The organism is Rhodocytophaga aerolata (genome assembly GCF_030503435.1).
Classification (GTDB): domain Bacteria; phylum Bacteroidota; class Bacteroidia; order Cytophagales; family 172606-1; genus Rhodocytophaga; species Rhodocytophaga aerolata.
In genome coordinates this window covers 36642-50048 of record NZ_JAUKPO010000012.1, presented here as the reverse complement: position 1 = coordinate 50048, position 13407 = coordinate 36642, and the positions used below count along the sequence as shown (strand labels likewise).

24 protein-coding genes are annotated in these 13407 nt (G+C 37.4%); all 24 read left to right on the top strand.

Annotation, left to right across the window (positions count from 1 at the left end):
• Window positions 1-10: 10 nt before the first annotated feature.
• The 24 genes from rplP to eno all read left to right on the top strand — a co-directional run bounded on the left by rplP (window position 11) and on the right by eno (window position 13383).
• A complete protein-coding gene (rplP, locus tag Q0590_RS19540; protein ID WP_302039282.1) occupies window positions 11-430 on the top strand; it encodes a 50S ribosomal protein L16 in 420 nt (139 codons plus the stop codon).
• A 10-nt stretch (window positions 431-440) separates the two neighbouring features.
• Window positions 441-641, top strand: coding sequence for a 50S ribosomal protein L29 (rpmC, locus tag Q0590_RS19535; protein WP_302039281.1), 201 nt, complete (start codon window positions 441-443; stop codon window positions 639-641).
• 9 nt (window positions 642-650) lie between these two features.
• The gene (rpsQ, locus tag Q0590_RS19530; RefSeq protein ID WP_302039280.1) at window positions 651-911 is read left to right on the top strand and encodes a 30S ribosomal protein S17; all 261 of its coding nucleotides are present in this window, start codon (window positions 651-653) and stop codon (window positions 909-911) included.
• A 2-nt stretch (window positions 912-913) separates the two neighbouring features.
• Entirely contained in the window at window positions 914-1282 is a 369-nt protein-coding gene (gene rplN, locus Q0590_RS19525) for a 50S ribosomal protein L14 (RefSeq protein ID WP_302039279.1), read from the top strand.
• A gap of 2 nt (window positions 1283-1284) precedes the next feature.
• Window positions 1285-1620 carry a 50S ribosomal protein L24 gene (gene rplX, locus Q0590_RS19520; protein ID WP_302039278.1) on the top strand — a complete coding sequence of 112 codons (336 nt, stop codon included), beginning with the start codon at window positions 1285-1287 and terminating at the stop codon, window positions 1618-1620.
• Entirely contained in the window at window positions 1613-2167 is a 555-nt protein-coding gene (rplE, locus tag Q0590_RS19515; RefSeq protein WP_302039277.1) for a 50S ribosomal protein L5, read from the top strand. Before rplX ends, rplE begins: the two co-directional genes overlap by 8 nt.
• 9 nt (window positions 2168-2176) lie before the next feature.
• Window positions 2177-2446 (top strand): 30S ribosomal protein S14, encoded by a 270-nt coding sequence (rpsN, locus tag Q0590_RS19510; RefSeq protein WP_302039276.1) that lies wholly within the window; start codon window positions 2177-2179, stop codon window positions 2444-2446.
• A 93-nt stretch (window positions 2447-2539) separates the two neighbouring features.
• Window positions 2540-2935 carry a 30S ribosomal protein S8 gene (gene rpsH, locus Q0590_RS19505; RefSeq protein ID WP_302039275.1) on the top strand — a complete coding sequence of 132 codons (396 nt, stop codon included), beginning with the start codon at window positions 2540-2542 and terminating at the stop codon, window positions 2933-2935.
• A 12-nt stretch (window positions 2936-2947) separates the two neighbouring features.
• Window positions 2948-3505, top strand: a complete 558-nt coding sequence (rplF, locus tag Q0590_RS19500) for a 50S ribosomal protein L6 (RefSeq protein WP_302039274.1) — start codon at window positions 2948-2950, stop codon at window positions 3503-3505.
• A gap of 5 nt (window positions 3506-3510) precedes the next feature.
• Complete coding sequence (gene rplR / locus Q0590_RS19495; RefSeq protein ID WP_302039273.1) at window positions 3511-3858, top strand: 50S ribosomal protein L18; 348 nt, start codon at window positions 3511-3513, stop codon at window positions 3856-3858.
• An 8-nt stretch (window positions 3859-3866) separates the two neighbouring features.
• On the top strand, window positions 3867-4385 hold the full coding sequence (gene rpsE, locus Q0590_RS19490; protein ID WP_302039272.1) for a 30S ribosomal protein S5: 519 nt from the start codon (window positions 3867-3869) through the stop codon (window positions 4383-4385).
• 5 nt (window positions 4386-4390) lie between these two features.
• Window positions 4391-4570, top strand: coding sequence for a 50S ribosomal protein L30 (gene rpmD, locus Q0590_RS19485; RefSeq protein WP_302039271.1), 180 nt, complete (start codon window positions 4391-4393; stop codon window positions 4568-4570).
• Between the two features lie 2 nt (window positions 4571-4572).
• Entirely contained in the window at window positions 4573-5019 is a 447-nt protein-coding gene (gene rplO / locus Q0590_RS19480) for a 50S ribosomal protein L15 (RefSeq protein WP_302039270.1), read from the top strand.
• A gap of 2 nt (window positions 5020-5021) precedes the next feature.
• The gene (gene secY / locus Q0590_RS19475) at window positions 5022-6338 is read left to right on the top strand and encodes a preprotein translocase subunit SecY (protein ID WP_302039269.1); all 1317 of its coding nucleotides are present in this window, start codon (window positions 5022-5024) and stop codon (window positions 6336-6338) included.
• 20 nt (window positions 6339-6358) lie between these two features.
• On the top strand, window positions 6359-7168 hold the full coding sequence (gene map, locus Q0590_RS19470; protein ID WP_302039268.1) for a type I methionyl aminopeptidase: 810 nt from the start codon (window positions 6359-6361) through the stop codon (window positions 7166-7168).
• Entirely contained in the window at window positions 7146-7364 is a 219-nt protein-coding gene (infA, locus tag Q0590_RS19465; protein ID WP_162445089.1) for a translation initiation factor IF-1, read from the top strand. Before map ends, infA begins: the two co-directional genes overlap by 23 nt.
• Window positions 7365-7376: 12 nt before the next feature.
• Entirely contained in the window at window positions 7377-7493 is a 117-nt protein-coding gene (gene ykgO / locus Q0590_RS19460) for a type B 50S ribosomal protein L36 (RefSeq protein ID WP_302039267.1), read from the top strand.
• Window positions 7494-7502: 9 nt separating this feature from the next.
• Window positions 7503-7880, top strand: coding sequence for a 30S ribosomal protein S13 (gene rpsM / locus Q0590_RS19455; RefSeq protein ID WP_302039266.1), 378 nt, complete (start codon window positions 7503-7505; stop codon window positions 7878-7880).
• Window positions 7881-7942: 62 nt separating this feature from the next.
• Entirely contained in the window at window positions 7943-8350 is a 408-nt protein-coding gene (gene rpsK / locus Q0590_RS19450; RefSeq protein ID WP_302039265.1) for a 30S ribosomal protein S11, read from the top strand.
• 87 nt (window positions 8351-8437) lie between these two features.
• A complete protein-coding gene (rpsD, locus tag Q0590_RS19445) occupies window positions 8438-9043 on the top strand; it encodes a 30S ribosomal protein S4 (protein WP_302039264.1) in 606 nt (201 codons plus the stop codon).
• 55 nt (window positions 9044-9098) lie between these two features.
• Entirely contained in the window at window positions 9099-10088 is a 990-nt protein-coding gene (locus Q0590_RS19440) for a DNA-directed RNA polymerase subunit alpha (RefSeq protein ID WP_302039263.1), read from the top strand.
• A gap of 77 nt (window positions 10089-10165) precedes the next feature.
• Window positions 10166-10672: a 50S ribosomal protein L17 gene (rplQ, locus tag Q0590_RS19435; RefSeq protein ID WP_302039262.1), complete on the top strand. Its 507-nt coding sequence runs from the start codon at window positions 10166-10168 to the stop codon at window positions 10670-10672.
• Between the two features lie 140 nt (window positions 10673-10812).
• Entirely contained in the window at window positions 10813-11916 is a 1104-nt protein-coding gene (carA, locus tag Q0590_RS19430) for a glutamine-hydrolyzing carbamoyl-phosphate synthase small subunit (protein WP_302039261.1), read from the top strand.
• 189 nt (window positions 11917-12105) lie between these two features.
• Window positions 12106-13383 carry a phosphopyruvate hydratase gene (gene eno, locus Q0590_RS19425; RefSeq protein WP_302039260.1) on the top strand — a complete coding sequence of 426 codons (1278 nt, stop codon included), beginning with the start codon at window positions 12106-12108 and terminating at the stop codon, window positions 13381-13383.
• Window positions 13384-13407: the final 24 nt, after the last annotated feature.

Sequence of the window (13407 nt, the reverse complement as noted above, 5' to 3'; positions counted from 1 at the left end):
CACAATAACGATGTTACAGCCGAAAAGAACGAAATTTAGAAAAATGCAAAAGGGCAGAGTGAAAGGAATAGCCTCTAGAGGACATTCTATTGCTTTCGGTTCTTTTGCAGTAAAATCGCTTGAAGCAGGATGGATTACCAGCCGTCAGATTGAGGCAGCTCGTATCTCTATGACTAGAGCTATGAAAAGAGAAGGACAAGTATGGATACGTATTTTCCCTGATAAACCTATCACCAAAAAACCTGCTGAAGTACGTATGGGTAAAGGTAAAGGAGCTCCTGAATATTGGGTTGCCGTGGTAAAACCAGGCACTATCTTGTTTGAAGCTACCGGTGTCAGCACTGAATTAGCAAGTGAAGCTCTACGTCTGGCTGCTCAGAAATTACCAATCAAAACTAAATTTGTTGTACGTAGAGATTACGTAGAATAGAGAGAAGATCATGAAAAAAGAGGATATAAAATCGCTTAGCATTGAGGAGTTACAAGAGAAATTGACTCAGGAGCAGGAATCTTTAACAAAGTTGAAGTTTGCTCACGCAATATCTCCTATTGAAAACCCAATGAAGGTAAGGGCAAGCAGAAGAGCCATTGCCCGTATACAAACAGAATTACGAGCAAAACAGCTTGCTAAAGCAAAATAGTTTTTGAAAATGGAGCAAATAAGAAACGTCAGAAAAGAAAGAGTAGGTAAGGTTACCAGTAATAAGATGACAAAATCTATTACTGTTGCCATACAACGTAAAGTGAAGCATCCCATTTACGGAAAGTTTATGAACAAAACCACCAAGTTAATGGCTCACGACGAGAACAATGAATGTGGGATTGGTGATACTGTCCGGATAATGGAAACTCGTCCGCTTAGTAAAAATAAGCGCTGGAGATTAATAGAAATAATTGAAAAGGCTAAATAATCATGATACAGCAAGAGTCAAGGCTAAATGTAGCCGATAACAGCGGTGCAAAAGAAGTACTCGTAATACGTGTATTGGGTGGTACCAAGAAAAAATATGCTTCTATTGGAGACAAAATAGTTGTCACAGTTAAATCTGCTCTTACCTCTAGCAATTTAAAAAAAGGCACAGTTTCTAAAGCTGTTATTGTACGCACAACCAAAGAAGTACGCCGTAAAGACGGTTCATACATCAGATTCGAGGATAACGCAGCAGTTTTATTAAATAATAATGATGAACCACGGGGAACTCGTATTTTTGGTCCTGTGGCTCGCGAGCTTCGGGAGAAGCAATTCATGAAAATTGTATCATTAGCCCCTGAGGTACTATAATTATGGAGAAGAAGATAAAAATAAAAATCAGAAAAGGCGATACAGTTCAGGTCATTTCTGGTAACTCCCGCGGTAAAACCGGTAAAGTGTTGGAAATACACGTTGAAAAATACCGTGCTACTGTAGAGGGAATAAATGTAGTATCAAAGCATATTAAACCTTCTGCTAATACTCCTAATGGAGGTATAGAGAAAAAAGAAGCACCGATACACATCAGCAACCTGGCATTGGTGGACCCAACAAATGGCAAACCCACTAAGGTAGGACGCAAGTTGGATGATAAGGGAAAATTACAAAGGTATTCTAAAAAAACCGGAGAAATAATCAAAAATGGCTAATCCAAGATTAAAAGATAAATATCTACAGGAGATTGTGCCCGGCTTAAAAAATAAGTTTGGGTATAAATCTATTATGCAGGTACCAAAACTTACTAAAGTTGTAATCAACAAAGGTATTGGTGCAGCTGTAGCAGATAAAAAGTTAGTAGATGTAGGTGTAGAAGAGTTAACTACGATATCAGGGCAGAAAGCAGTACCTACTATTTCTAAGAAGGCTATTTCAAACTTTAAGTTACGGGAGAATATGCCGATAGGCGCCAAAGTAACTTTAAGGGGAGATAAAATGTATGAATTTCTTGATCGCCTAACAACGGTTGCTTTACCAAGGGTAAGAGATTTTAAAGGAATTAGCGATAAAGGATTCGACGGACGCGGAAATTATACCTTAGGAGTTAAAGAACAGATTATTTTTCCGGAGATTAGCATAGATAAGGTAACCCGTATTTCAGGTATGGATATTACTTTTGTAACTACTGCTCAGACAGACGAAGAAAGTTTAGAATTATTGAAAGCATTAGGAATGCCTTTTGCAAATCAAAAGAAATAATACAAAAAAATGGCAAAAGAATCTGTAAAAGCGCGTGAGCGTAAAAGAGAAAAGTTAGTTGCTAAATATGCAACTAAAAGGGCAGCATTGAAAGAAGCAGGTGATTACGAAGCTTTAGATAAACTTCCACGTAATGCTTCTCCTGTGAGATTGCATAATAGATGCCGTTTGACTGGCAGACCAAGAGGGTTCATACGGAAATTTGGTATTTCCAGGGTAACTTTCCGGGAGATGGCATCAGATGGTAAAATACCAGGTGTAACAAAAGCAAGCTGGTAAAAATTATATATTTACTTTTTTTTTATCATCTAAATTACTAATTTTGCAAGCCCGTTTCAAAACGAAACGGTTTTGTATTAAATATCACATACGATGACTGATCCAATAGCCGATTATTTGACCAGAGTGAGAAATGCCATAAAGGCTAAACATAGAATAGTAGAAATACCTGCATCCAACCTAAAGAAAGAAATTACTAAGGTGCTGCATGATAAAGGATATATTCAAAATTATAAATTTGATGATAGTTCAGTACAGGGTACTATCAAAATAGCTTTGAAGTATAATCCCCAGGATAAACAGTCTGCTATTGTTAAACTAGAGAGAATCAGCAAACCTGGTTTAAGAAAATATGTCAATGCAGAGGAATTACCCCGAGTACTTAATGGCTTAGGTATTGCCATTTTGTCTACATCCAAAGGGGTAATTACAGATAAAGAAGCAAGACAATATAATGTAGGTGGAGAAGTATTGTGCTACGTTTATTAATAAAAAAAGACAATGTCTAGAATTGGAAAAAAACCGATCACACTGCCTGCCAATGTAACGTTAAGTGTGGCCTCCGATAATATAGTAACTGTTAAAGGTCCAAAAGGAACCCTAACACAAGAAGTAGACCCGGATATACGAGTTTCTACAGTTGATGGAGAAATTATCGTTGAACGTCCTACTGAGCAAAAACGCCATAAAGCATTGCATGGGTTATACAGAGCTTTGGTAAATAACATGGTAGAAGGCGTTAGCAATGGCTATAAAACACAATTAGAAATTGTAGGGGTTGGTTATAAAGCTACTGCTACCAACAATATACTAGAATTAAGTCTTGGGTATTCACATAACATCTTCTTAGCGATACCTAAAGAAATAAAAGTAACCACTCTCACTGAAAAAGGAAAAAATCCTACTATTACCTTAGAGGGTATTGATAAGCAGTTGCTTGGACAAGTAGCTGCAAAAATAAAGTCATTGCGTAAAGTAGAACCTTACAAAGGTAAAGGTGTTCGCACTGCTGGTGAAACAGTAAGAAGAAAAGCAGGTAAAACAGCTTCTAAAAAATAAGTAAAATGGCTAATCAGAAAGAAAATAGAAGAACACGTATCAAAAAAAGTATACGTAGCAAAGTTTCAGGAACTGCTGAAAAACCAAGGTTATCTGTATTTCGCTCCAATACCGGTGTATATGCTCAGATAATAGATGATATGTCTGGCAAAACATTAGTAAGTGCATCATCGAAAGAAATTGAATCAAAAGGATTGAATATAGAGATCTCCAAAAACGTTGGAAAAAAACTAGCTGAAAAAGCCGTTTCCAATGGTATCTCAACCGTGGTATTTGATAGAGGCGGTTACTTATTCCACGGAAAAGTAAAAGCTTTGGCTGAAGGTGCGCGTGAAGGAGGACTTAAATTTTAATATAAGATATGTCTCAGATTAATATCAGATCAGTAAAAGCAAGCGAAGCAGACCTGAAAGAACGGGTTGTAGCCATTAAACGTGTTGCTAAAGTAGTAAAAGGAGGCCGTAGATTTAGTTTTTCAGCTATTGTGGTTGTTGGCGATAGTAATGGCGTAGTAGGATATGGATTGGGCAAAGCCAATGAAGTAACAGATGCTATTACAAAAGGTATAGAAGATGCTAAGAAGAACTTGATTAAGGTTCCTGTATTGAAAGCAACTGTACCCCATGAAATACTTGGTAAATATAGTGGAGGTTTTGTGCTTTTAAAACCAGCCGCAGCAGGTACCGGTGTTATTGCCGGCGGTGCAATGCGTGCTGTTTTAGAAAGTGCCGGAATTAAAGACGTATTGGCTAAGTCTAAAGGATCATCTAATCCTCACAACGTAGTGAAAGCAACCTTCGATGCATTACTGAAGATGCGTGCTCCTCACACAGTAGCACACCAAAGAGGTGTAGCATTGACAAAAGTTTTTAATGGATAAAAACCATGGCAAAAGTTAAAATTACACAGATCAAGAGCACTATAGATAGGCCCAAAAATCAAAAGCTAACAGTTAAAGCATTAGGTTTAGGGAAAATTAATAAAAGTGTAGAGGTAGAAAACACTCCGCAAATTGCCGGAATGATAGAAAAAGTAAAACATTTGGTTACTGTTAACGAAATATAGCAATGAATTTAAGTTCCATACAACCTGCAAAAGGATCTGTAAAAAACAAAACACGTAAAGGTAGAGGTACTGGTTCAGGTAAAGGCGGTACATCCACACGTGGCCATAAAGGCGCACAGTCCAGATCAGGTCACTCAGCTAAAAAAGGATTTGAAGGTGGACAGATGCCTCTTCAAAGAAGAGTACCTAAATTTGGATTTAAAAATATCAATCGGGTATCGTACAAGGCAATCAATCTGGATGTACTACAAGCATTATTGAATGACAATTCTGTAGAGGTGATTGATTTTGAGTTTATGCAACAGCATGGACTAGTATCTAAAAATGATTTAGTAAAAGTGCTTGGTAGAGGTGAGTGGAATGCTAAAGTTGAGGTAAAAGCACATGCTTTCTCTGCTTCTTCTATTGCATCTATTGAAAAAGCAGGCGGAAAAGCTAGCGTTATTTAATTATGAAGAAATTTATCACCACTATTAAAAACATTTTTTCAATAGAAGATTTAAGAAGAAGAATCTTAAATACCCTATTGTTTTTAGTAATATTCCGGCTAGGTTCTTTTGTAGTATTGCCAGGAGTCAATCCTAACCGGTTGCCTGGTAGATCTGAGGGAGTTCTAGGAATATTAGATAATTTACTTGGTGGTGCTTTTAGTAATGCCTCAATCTTTGGTTTAGGCATTATGCCGTATATATCGGCATCTATTGTGGTACAATTATTAACTGTAGCACTTCCGGCAGCTCAAAAAATGCAAAAAGAAGGTGAGTCCGGAAGAAAAAAACTTAATCAGTACACAAGATATCTTACTATAGTAATAACGCTGGCTCAATCGGTTGCTTATCTTACAAGCACTATACCGAATGAAGCCATCACTATAGATAGAACATTCTTTATGGTTTCTTCAATGATTATCCTTACGGCCGGTACTATATTCTGCATGTGGTTGGGCGAGAAGATTACAGATAAAGGAATAGGAAATGGTATTTCTATGCTGATTATGATAGGAATTATCTCAAGATTCCCGGCCGCTATTTCAGGAGAAGCTTTATCAAGAGGTTCCAATGGAATTCTCTTTTTTATCATGGAGATAATAGTACTATTCTTTGTAGTAATGGGAGTTGTAATGATTACACAAGCCACGCGGAGAATACCTGTACAATATGCCAAACAAGTAATAGGAAATAAAGTATACGGAGGTCAAAGGCAATATATACCCTTAAAGCTGAATGCGGCAGGAGTTATGCCAATTATATTTGCGCAAACACTTATGTTCCTACCAGCAACAGTTGCTTCTTTCTGGGCAGACAGAAGTGAGTTAGCCAATTCTACGGCGGCTGTATTTTCTGATTTCACTTCATGGCAATACAACGTATTGTTTGCTGTTCTGATTATTCTGTTTACATTCTTCTATACTGCAATCTCTGTGAGTCCAAAAAACATATCGGACGATATGAAGAAAAATGGAGGGTTTATACCAGGTGTGAAGCCAGGAGCACAAACTACAGAATATATCGATCAAATCTTATCTAAGATTACATTACCAGGAGCTATTTTTCTGGCGATTATAGCTATTTTTCCAGCTATAGCAAGTTTGTTCGGAATCACTAGAGAGTTTGCTGCTTTTTATGGTGGAACCTCATTGCTGATTATGGTTGGAGTTGTACTAGATACTTTGCAACAAATTGAAAGTTATTTGTTAATGAGACATTATGAAGGCCTGATGAAATCTGGAAGGATTAGGGGGCGTTCAGAAAATGTCGCAGTAGCCTAAGTTTGTAGAAGGGAGAAGAATTGAGTAAGAAACAACTTTTTCTAAAAACGAAAGAAGAAATTGAATTAATTCGGCAAAGCGGAGATGTGCTAGGTAAAGCACATGCTGAGGTTGCTAAATTAATAGAGCCCGGTATTACTACGTTAACATTAGATAAACGGGCTGAAGAGTTTATAAGAGATCATGGTGGAAAACCTTCTTTTAAAAATTACAACGGTTTTCCTGCTTCACTATGTATATCTACCAATGAAAAGGTAGTACATGGAATACCAGGAAAATATGAACTAAAAGAAGGGGATATTGTTTCTATAGACTGTGGTGTACAATTGCATGGTTTTCACAGCGATAGTGCATATACTTATGCTGTTGGTGAAGTAAGTAAAGAGATAGCTGATCTACTCCAAATTACCAAAGAGTCTCTTTACTTAGCTATAGATCAGGTAACCGCAGGTGCCAGGATAGGCGATATAGGGTATGCAGTACAATCCCATGTAGAAAAATATGGCTATTCAGTAGTAAGAGAATTAGTAGGACATGGAGTAGGTAAGCACTTACATGAAAGTCCGGAAGTTCCAAACTATGGTAAACGAGGAAACGGAATTAAATTGCAAGAAGGCTTAGTAATTGCTATAGAGCCGATGGTGAACTTGGGTACAAAAAATATAGTGCAAGAAAAAGATGGCTGGACTATACGTACGCAAGACCGTAAACCTTCTGCTCACTTTGAGCACACAGTTGCCCTGAATAATAACAAAGCCGATATATTAACAACTTTTAAATACATAGAAGAGGTACTTAAATCCAAATATGGCCAAACAATCATCCATTGAGCAAGACGGAACTATAGTAGAAGCTTTATCCAACGCGATGTTTAGAGTAGAACTACAAAATGGTCATCAGGTTATTGCTCATATCTCCGGAAAAATGCGGATGAATTATATTAAAATACTGCCAGGCGATAGAGTGAAGTTAGAAATGTCGCCATACGATTTAAGTAAAGGTAGAATTGTTTACAGATATAAATAATTTAATAGAGACATGAAAGTTAAAGCATCTATCAAGAAACGTAGTGCTGACTGTAAGGTAATCCGCAGGAAAGGCAAACTTTACGTTATCAACAAGAAAAATCCTAGATATAAACAAAGACAAGGTTAATTTAATAATATGGCTAGAATTTCAGGCGTAGACATTCCAGATAGGAAAAGAGGAGAAATTGCTCTAACCTACATTTATGGTATTGGTCGCAGATCAGCACAACATATCCTTAGTAAAGCAGGGGTAAATTTCGATAAGAAAGTGAGTGAATGGACGGATGATGAATCTAACACTATCAGAAGCATTATTTCTGCAGAATATAAAGTGGAAGGTGTACTGAAGTCAGAAGTGCAGTTGAACATTAAGCGCTTAATGGATATTGGTAGCTACCGTGGTTTAAGACATCGTAAAGGTTTACCAGTTAGAGGACAGCGTACGAAAAACAACACTCGTACCAGAAAAGGTAAACGTAAGACAGTTGCCAATAAGAAAAAAGCTACCAAATAAGAGATAGTATAGGAATATATTAGCTGTGAGAGTTAATCACCTATCATAAAAAATAAACAACGATGGCTCAACAACAAAGTCAAGCAAAAAGAAAAGATAAAGCAAAGAAAAGAGTGGTAATTGTAGAGCCTGTTGGACAGGTTCACATCAAAGCTACTTTCAATAATATAATTATCTCAGTTACGAATGGTGCCGGTCAGGTGATTTCCTGGGCTTCTGCCGGTAAAATGGGCTTTAAAGGTTCCAAAAAGAATACTCCATATGCTGCGCAAATGGCTGCACAAAATTGTGCGCAGGCTGCATATGAATTAGGTATGCGCAAAGCTGAAGTATTTGTAAAAGGTCCTGGTGCAGGTAGAGAGTCTGCCATTCGAACCATTCAAAATGCAGGAATAGAAGTAACTACTATCAAAGACATTACTCCTTTGCCTCATAATGGTTGCCGTCCTCCTAAACGTAGAAGAGTTTAATTAATTATTTGCTGATGAACAATGATTATGATCTATGGATAATTGTTGTTCATAATCATTCAATCATCATTATTTAAATAACCACAAATGGCTAGATATATAGGTCCAAAAGCTAAAATTGCTAGAAAATTTGGCGAACCAATTTTAGGCCCCAGTAAAGCTTTACAAAAAAAGAGTTATCCTCCAGGGATGCATGGGAGAGGCAGAAAAAGAAAACAGTCTGAATATGCTGTGCAGTTGACAGAGAAGCAAAAAGCAAAGTATACATACGGCGTGTTGGAAAGGCAATTTGAAAACCTGTTTCACAAAGCTGCCCGTAGAGAAGGTATCACCGGTAATAACTTATTGATATTACTCGAAGCTAGATTAGATAATACCATTTACAGATTAGGCGTAGCTCCTACCCGCCGGGCAGGACGCCAGCTGGTTTTACATAACCATATTACTGTTAATGGTTCTATTGTAAACATACCTTCGTATTCTTTAAAGCCAGGAGATGTAGTAGGCGTTCGTGAGAAGTCCAAATCCCTGGAATCTATTACTGACAGCTTATCAGCCAGAAACGCCAAAAGATATCCTTGGCTGGAGTGGGATGGTTCTTCAATGGTAGGTAAATTTGTAACCTATCCTGAGAGAGACCAAATTCCCGAAAATATTCAAGAACAGCTGATTGTCGAACTTTACTCTAAGTAATAGTCTTGCTATTTGCGAAACAGAGTAACCTAACTTATAAAAATAAAAAAAGCATATGTCAATATTAGCATTTCAAATGCCTGATAAGGTGGTGATGGAAAAGGCCGATGACTTTCATGGTCTCTTTGAGTTTAAACCATTAGAGAAGGGATATGGAGTTACGATCGGCAATGCACTAAGGAGGATTTTATTATCTTCTTTGGAAGGCTATGCTATAACAAGTGTAAAAATACCTGGAGTACTGCATGAATTTTCATCAATAGAAGGTGTTGTAGAAGATGTTTCAGAAGTGATACTGAATCTAAAGCAAGTACGCTTGAAGAAAGTATCTGATGTGATTGATAATAAAATAGTAGTAACTATAAAAAATCAAAAAGTATTCAAAGCTGGAGATATTTCTAAATTCAGCACTTCCTTTCAGGTACTCAATCCGGAATTTGTAATTTGCAACTTGGATACCTCGGTAAACATGGAAGTAGAACTCCTTGTTGAAAAAGGCAGAGGATACGTACCAGCTGAAGAAAACAAACCAGCTGATCAATCTTTTGGACACATAGCTATCGATGCTATTTTTACACCCATTAAAAATGTAAAATACAGCATTGAAAATACCCGTGTAGAACAAAAAACTGACTACGAAAAACTGGTATTGGATATAGAAACCGATGGTTCAATTCATCCGGAAGATGCATTAAAAGGGGCGGCTAATATTCTTATTCAACACTTCATGTTATTCTCCGATCAAACAATGACCTTTGAAGCGGTTAAAACGGAAGAAGAAAACACTGTAGACGAAGAATTGCTGCATATGAGAAAGTTATTAAAGACTTCTCTAGCAGATCTTGATCTTTCAGTAAGAGCATACAACTGCTTAAAATCTGCGGATGTACGTACACTAGGCGATTTGGTATCCTTGGATATTTCAGATATGATGAAGTTTAGAAATTTCGGAAAGAAATCGTTGACTGAACTTGAGCAACTGGTAGCAGAGAAAAATCTTACTTTTGGAATGGATTTGTCCAAATATAGATTGGATGAAGATTAACAACAATAATTAGTAACACGTCTTTAGTATACGAATCGCTAAAGACTCTACTACTAAAGACTAGAGACTATTTAACAATGAGACACGGAAAAACAATCAATCATTTAGGCAGAACTGCTTCACATAGGCACGCTTTGTTATCTAACATGGCTTCTTCATTGATTCTGCATAAAAGAATAACGACTACAGTAGCCAAGGCAAAGGAATTGCGTAAATACGTTGAGCCGCTGCTTACCAAGGCAAAAGATGATACTACTCATTCGAGAAGAACGGTATTCTCTTACCTTCAGAATAAAGAATCTGTAAAAACGCTTTTTAGTGAAGTAGCAGAAAAAATAGCTAACCGTCCGGGTGGGTATACCAGAATTATCAAGTTAGGCACACGTCCTGGCGATAACGCAGATATTTGTATCATCGAACTGGTAGATTATAACGAGACGTTGCTGAAAGCTAAACCAGGTGCAACAAAAGGCAGAACACGCAGAGGCCGCAGAACTACTAAAGGTACAGCTACAACACCAGCTGCAGAAGAAGCCAACGCTGAAACTAAAAGCAAGGATAACGCTCCAGAAAATAAAGAATAGTGATCGTAACTAATAAAAATAACAATAAAAGGGATTGGAACTTGGTTCTAATCCCTTTTTTTTGACCGTATAGAAAAAAATAAACTATAAATGAACCGCTAACTATCAATAAATGTTAGCAACCAGAATAAATAAAAACTATGAAATACACACCACGAAAAGAAGCTTTATTATTATTAGAAGATGGCACCTTGTTCAGAGGAATTGCCTTAGGTAAAACAGGTACTATTGGGGGCGAACTATGTTTCAATACCGGAATGACCGGCTATCAGGAAATATATACAGACCCTTCTTACTTTGGTCAGATTATACTGAATACTACTTCTCATATAGGTAACTATGGTACCCTACCCGCAGACCAGGAGTCGGATACGGTAAAAATTAGCGGCTTGGTTTGTAATCATTTTTCAACAATTTACTCCAGAAATACAGCAGAACTTTCCTTACAGGAATATTTTGAAAGAGCCAACATTGTTGGGATCGGAGAGGTAGATACCCGCCAGATAGTAAAGCATATTCGTAATAAGGGAGCAATGAATGCCATTATCTCCTCAGAAATACTGGATGTTGCAGCTTTACATAGAAAGTTATTAGAAGTGCCGCCAATGAATGGATTGGAACTATCATCTCAAATTAGTACACCTAAACCTTTTGTACTTGGAAGTGACGAAGCAGAATATAAAGTAGCCGTTTTAGACTTAGGTATTAAAACTAGTATCCTGGAGAATTTAACGTCACGAAATATTCAATGCAAGGTATTCCCCGCTAAAACATCTTTCGAAGAGATGAACAAGTGGAATCCGGATGGTTATTTTATATCTAATGGTCCTGGTGACCCTGCCGCAATGCCGTATGCAGTAGATACAGTAAAAGATATTATAGAAACAGAAACACCTTTATTTGGAATTTGCTTAGGCCACCAGATATTAGCCCTGGCAAATGATGTATCTACGTATAAACTTCACAATGGACATAGAGGATTGAATCACCCGGTTAAAAATTTAATTACCGGAAGGGGTGAAATTACGTCTCAGAACCATGGATTTGGTGTGAATGAAGAAGATGTAAAAAAAAACAAGCATGTTGAAGTAACCCACATCAATTTAAACGACAAAAGTGTAGAAGGTATTCGCATGAAGAATGGAAGAGCTTTTTCCGTACAATATCACCCTGAATCATCTCCAGGACCACATGACTCCAGGTATCTATTCGATGATTTTGTAAAACTTATTAAAAACAAATAATCTAGTAAAATAACTGTTCGTTTCATGGCTTTCTATTCCAAATAGAAGGCCTTTTTAGTATATAAACTATCCCTGAGCAAACTATCTCTTAACAAAATAAGGATAATTGCCGGATAAATATCTGTAAAAATTGTAATTCAAAGACCATTTATTTAATTTTCGGGCACCAAAACCAAATTCTAATAAATTATGAGCATTATACAACATATCCATGCACGTCAGATCTTGGATTCAAGAGGCAATCCTACTGTGGAGGTAGACGTAAAAACAGAAAATGGATTCACTGGAAGAGCTGCCGTTCCTTCTGGAGCTTCTACAGGTTCGCATGAAGCTGTGGAACTAAGAGATGATGATAAAAAAGTATATGTAGGCAAAGGAGTATTAAAAGCGGTAGAAAATGTAAATGAACTAATTGCTGATGAACTTATAGGCTACTCCGTGTATGAGCAAAACCTGCTGGATAAAATTATGCTTGAATTGGATGGAACGCCCAACAAATCTAAACTTGGGGCAAATGCCATTTTAGGTGTTTCATTAGCTATAGCCAAAGCAGCTGCACAGGAAGCAGGGCAGCCCTTATTCCGGTATATTGGAGGAGTAAGTGCCAATACCTTACCCGTTCCTATGATGAATATTTTGAATGGTGGAAGCCATGCCGATAATTCCATCGATTTTCAGGAGTTTATGGTGATGCCTGTAAAAGCTTCTTCTTTTTCACAATCGTTACGAATGGGAGTAGAAGTTTTTCATCAATTAAAGAAAGTATTAAAAGACAAAGGAATGTCTACAAATGTTGGGGATGAAGGTGGGTTTGCGCCTAATTTGCCTTCAAATGTAGCGGCTCTGGAGGTTATTTTACAGGCTATTGAAAAAGCCGGATACAAGCCCGGTGAAGATATTTTTATTGCGCTGGATGCAGCAAGTTCTGAATTTTATGATGCTGGTACGGGGATGTATCATTTCAAAAAATCTACCGGCGATAAACTGACTTCTTCTCAGATGGCTAATTATTGGAAAGACTGGGCAAACCAGTACCCAATCATATCCATAGAAGACGGCATGGCAGAAGATGACTGGAACGGATGGAAGGAACTGACTGACCTGACTGGCAACAAAATACAATTAGTAGGCGATGATTTGTTTGTAACCAACGTACAGCGGCTGCAACAAGGCATTGATCAGAAAATTGCCAATTCCATATTAGTAAAAGTAAATCAAATAGGATCTCTTACAGAAACTATTAGTGCTGTAAATCTGGCTAAACGTAATTCTTATAAAAGCGTAATGTCGCACCGCTCCGGCGAAACTGAAGATAGTACTATTGCTGACCTGGCTGTTGCCTTGAATACCGGGCAAATTAAGACAGGGTCTGCTTCACGCTCTGATAGAATGGCCAAGTATAACCAGTTGCTACGAATTGAGGAAGAATTAGGCGAAGTAGCCTATTTCCCAGGTATTAAATTTTAATTTTTTAGGTGCCATTCACAGAGT

What these genes read in the sequence shown, in the direction of transcription:
- rplP (WP_302039282.1), top strand. Translation starts at nt 11, where the DNA reads ATGTTACAGCCGAAAAGAACGAAATTTAGAAAAATGCAAAAGGGCAGA.
- rpmC (WP_302039281.1), top strand. Translation starts at nt 441, where the DNA reads ATGAAAAAAGAGGATATAAAATCGCTTAGCATTGAGGAGTTACAAGAG.
- rpsQ (WP_302039280.1), top strand. Translation starts at nt 651, where the DNA reads ATGGAGCAAATAAGAAACGTCAGAAAAGAAAGAGTAGGTAAGGTTACC.
- rplN (WP_302039279.1), top strand. Translation starts at nt 914, where the DNA reads ATGATACAGCAAGAGTCAAGGCTAAATGTAGCCGATAACAGCGGTGCA.
- rplX (WP_302039278.1), top strand. Translation starts at nt 1,285, where the DNA reads ATGGAGAAGAAGATAAAAATAAAAATCAGAAAAGGCGATACAGTTCAG.
- rplE (WP_302039277.1), top strand. Translation starts at nt 1,613, where the DNA reads ATGGCTAATCCAAGATTAAAAGATAAATATCTACAGGAGATTGTGCCC.
- rpsN (WP_302039276.1), top strand. Translation starts at nt 2,177, where the DNA reads ATGGCAAAAGAATCTGTAAAAGCGCGTGAGCGTAAAAGAGAAAAGTTA.
- rpsH (WP_302039275.1), top strand. Translation starts at nt 2,540, where the DNA reads ATGACTGATCCAATAGCCGATTATTTGACCAGAGTGAGAAATGCCATA.
- rplF (WP_302039274.1), top strand. Translation starts at nt 2,948, where the DNA reads ATGTCTAGAATTGGAAAAAAACCGATCACACTGCCTGCCAATGTAACG.
- rplR (WP_302039273.1), top strand. Translation starts at nt 3,511, where the DNA reads ATGGCTAATCAGAAAGAAAATAGAAGAACACGTATCAAAAAAAGTATA.
- rpsE (WP_302039272.1), top strand. Translation starts at nt 3,867, where the DNA reads ATGTCTCAGATTAATATCAGATCAGTAAAAGCAAGCGAAGCAGACCTG.
- rpmD (WP_302039271.1), top strand. Translation starts at nt 4,391, where the DNA reads ATGGCAAAAGTTAAAATTACACAGATCAAGAGCACTATAGATAGGCCC.
- rplO (WP_302039270.1), top strand. Translation starts at nt 4,573, where the DNA reads ATGAATTTAAGTTCCATACAACCTGCAAAAGGATCTGTAAAAAACAAA.
- secY (WP_302039269.1), top strand. Translation starts at nt 5,022, where the DNA reads ATGAAGAAATTTATCACCACTATTAAAAACATTTTTTCAATAGAAGAT.
- infA (WP_162445089.1), top strand. Translation starts at nt 7,146, where the DNA reads ATGGCCAAACAATCATCCATTGAGCAAGACGGAACTATAGTAGAAGCT.
- ykgO (WP_302039267.1), top strand. Translation starts at nt 7,377, where the DNA reads ATGAAAGTTAAAGCATCTATCAAGAAACGTAGTGCTGACTGTAAGGTA.
- rpsM (WP_302039266.1), top strand. Translation starts at nt 7,503, where the DNA reads ATGGCTAGAATTTCAGGCGTAGACATTCCAGATAGGAAAAGAGGAGAA.
- rpsK (WP_302039265.1), top strand. Translation starts at nt 7,943, where the DNA reads ATGGCTCAACAACAAAGTCAAGCAAAAAGAAAAGATAAAGCAAAGAAA.
- rpsD (WP_302039264.1), top strand. Translation starts at nt 8,438, where the DNA reads ATGGCTAGATATATAGGTCCAAAAGCTAAAATTGCTAGAAAATTTGGC.
- Q0590_RS19440 (WP_302039263.1), top strand. Translation starts at nt 9,099, where the DNA reads ATGTCAATATTAGCATTTCAAATGCCTGATAAGGTGGTGATGGAAAAG.
- rplQ (WP_302039262.1), top strand. Translation starts at nt 10,166, where the DNA reads ATGAGACACGGAAAAACAATCAATCATTTAGGCAGAACTGCTTCACAT.
- carA (WP_302039261.1), top strand. Translation starts at nt 10,813, where the DNA reads ATGAAATACACACCACGAAAAGAAGCTTTATTATTATTAGAAGATGGC.
- eno (WP_302039260.1), top strand. Translation starts at nt 12,106, where the DNA reads ATGAGCATTATACAACATATCCATGCACGTCAGATCTTGGATTCAAGA.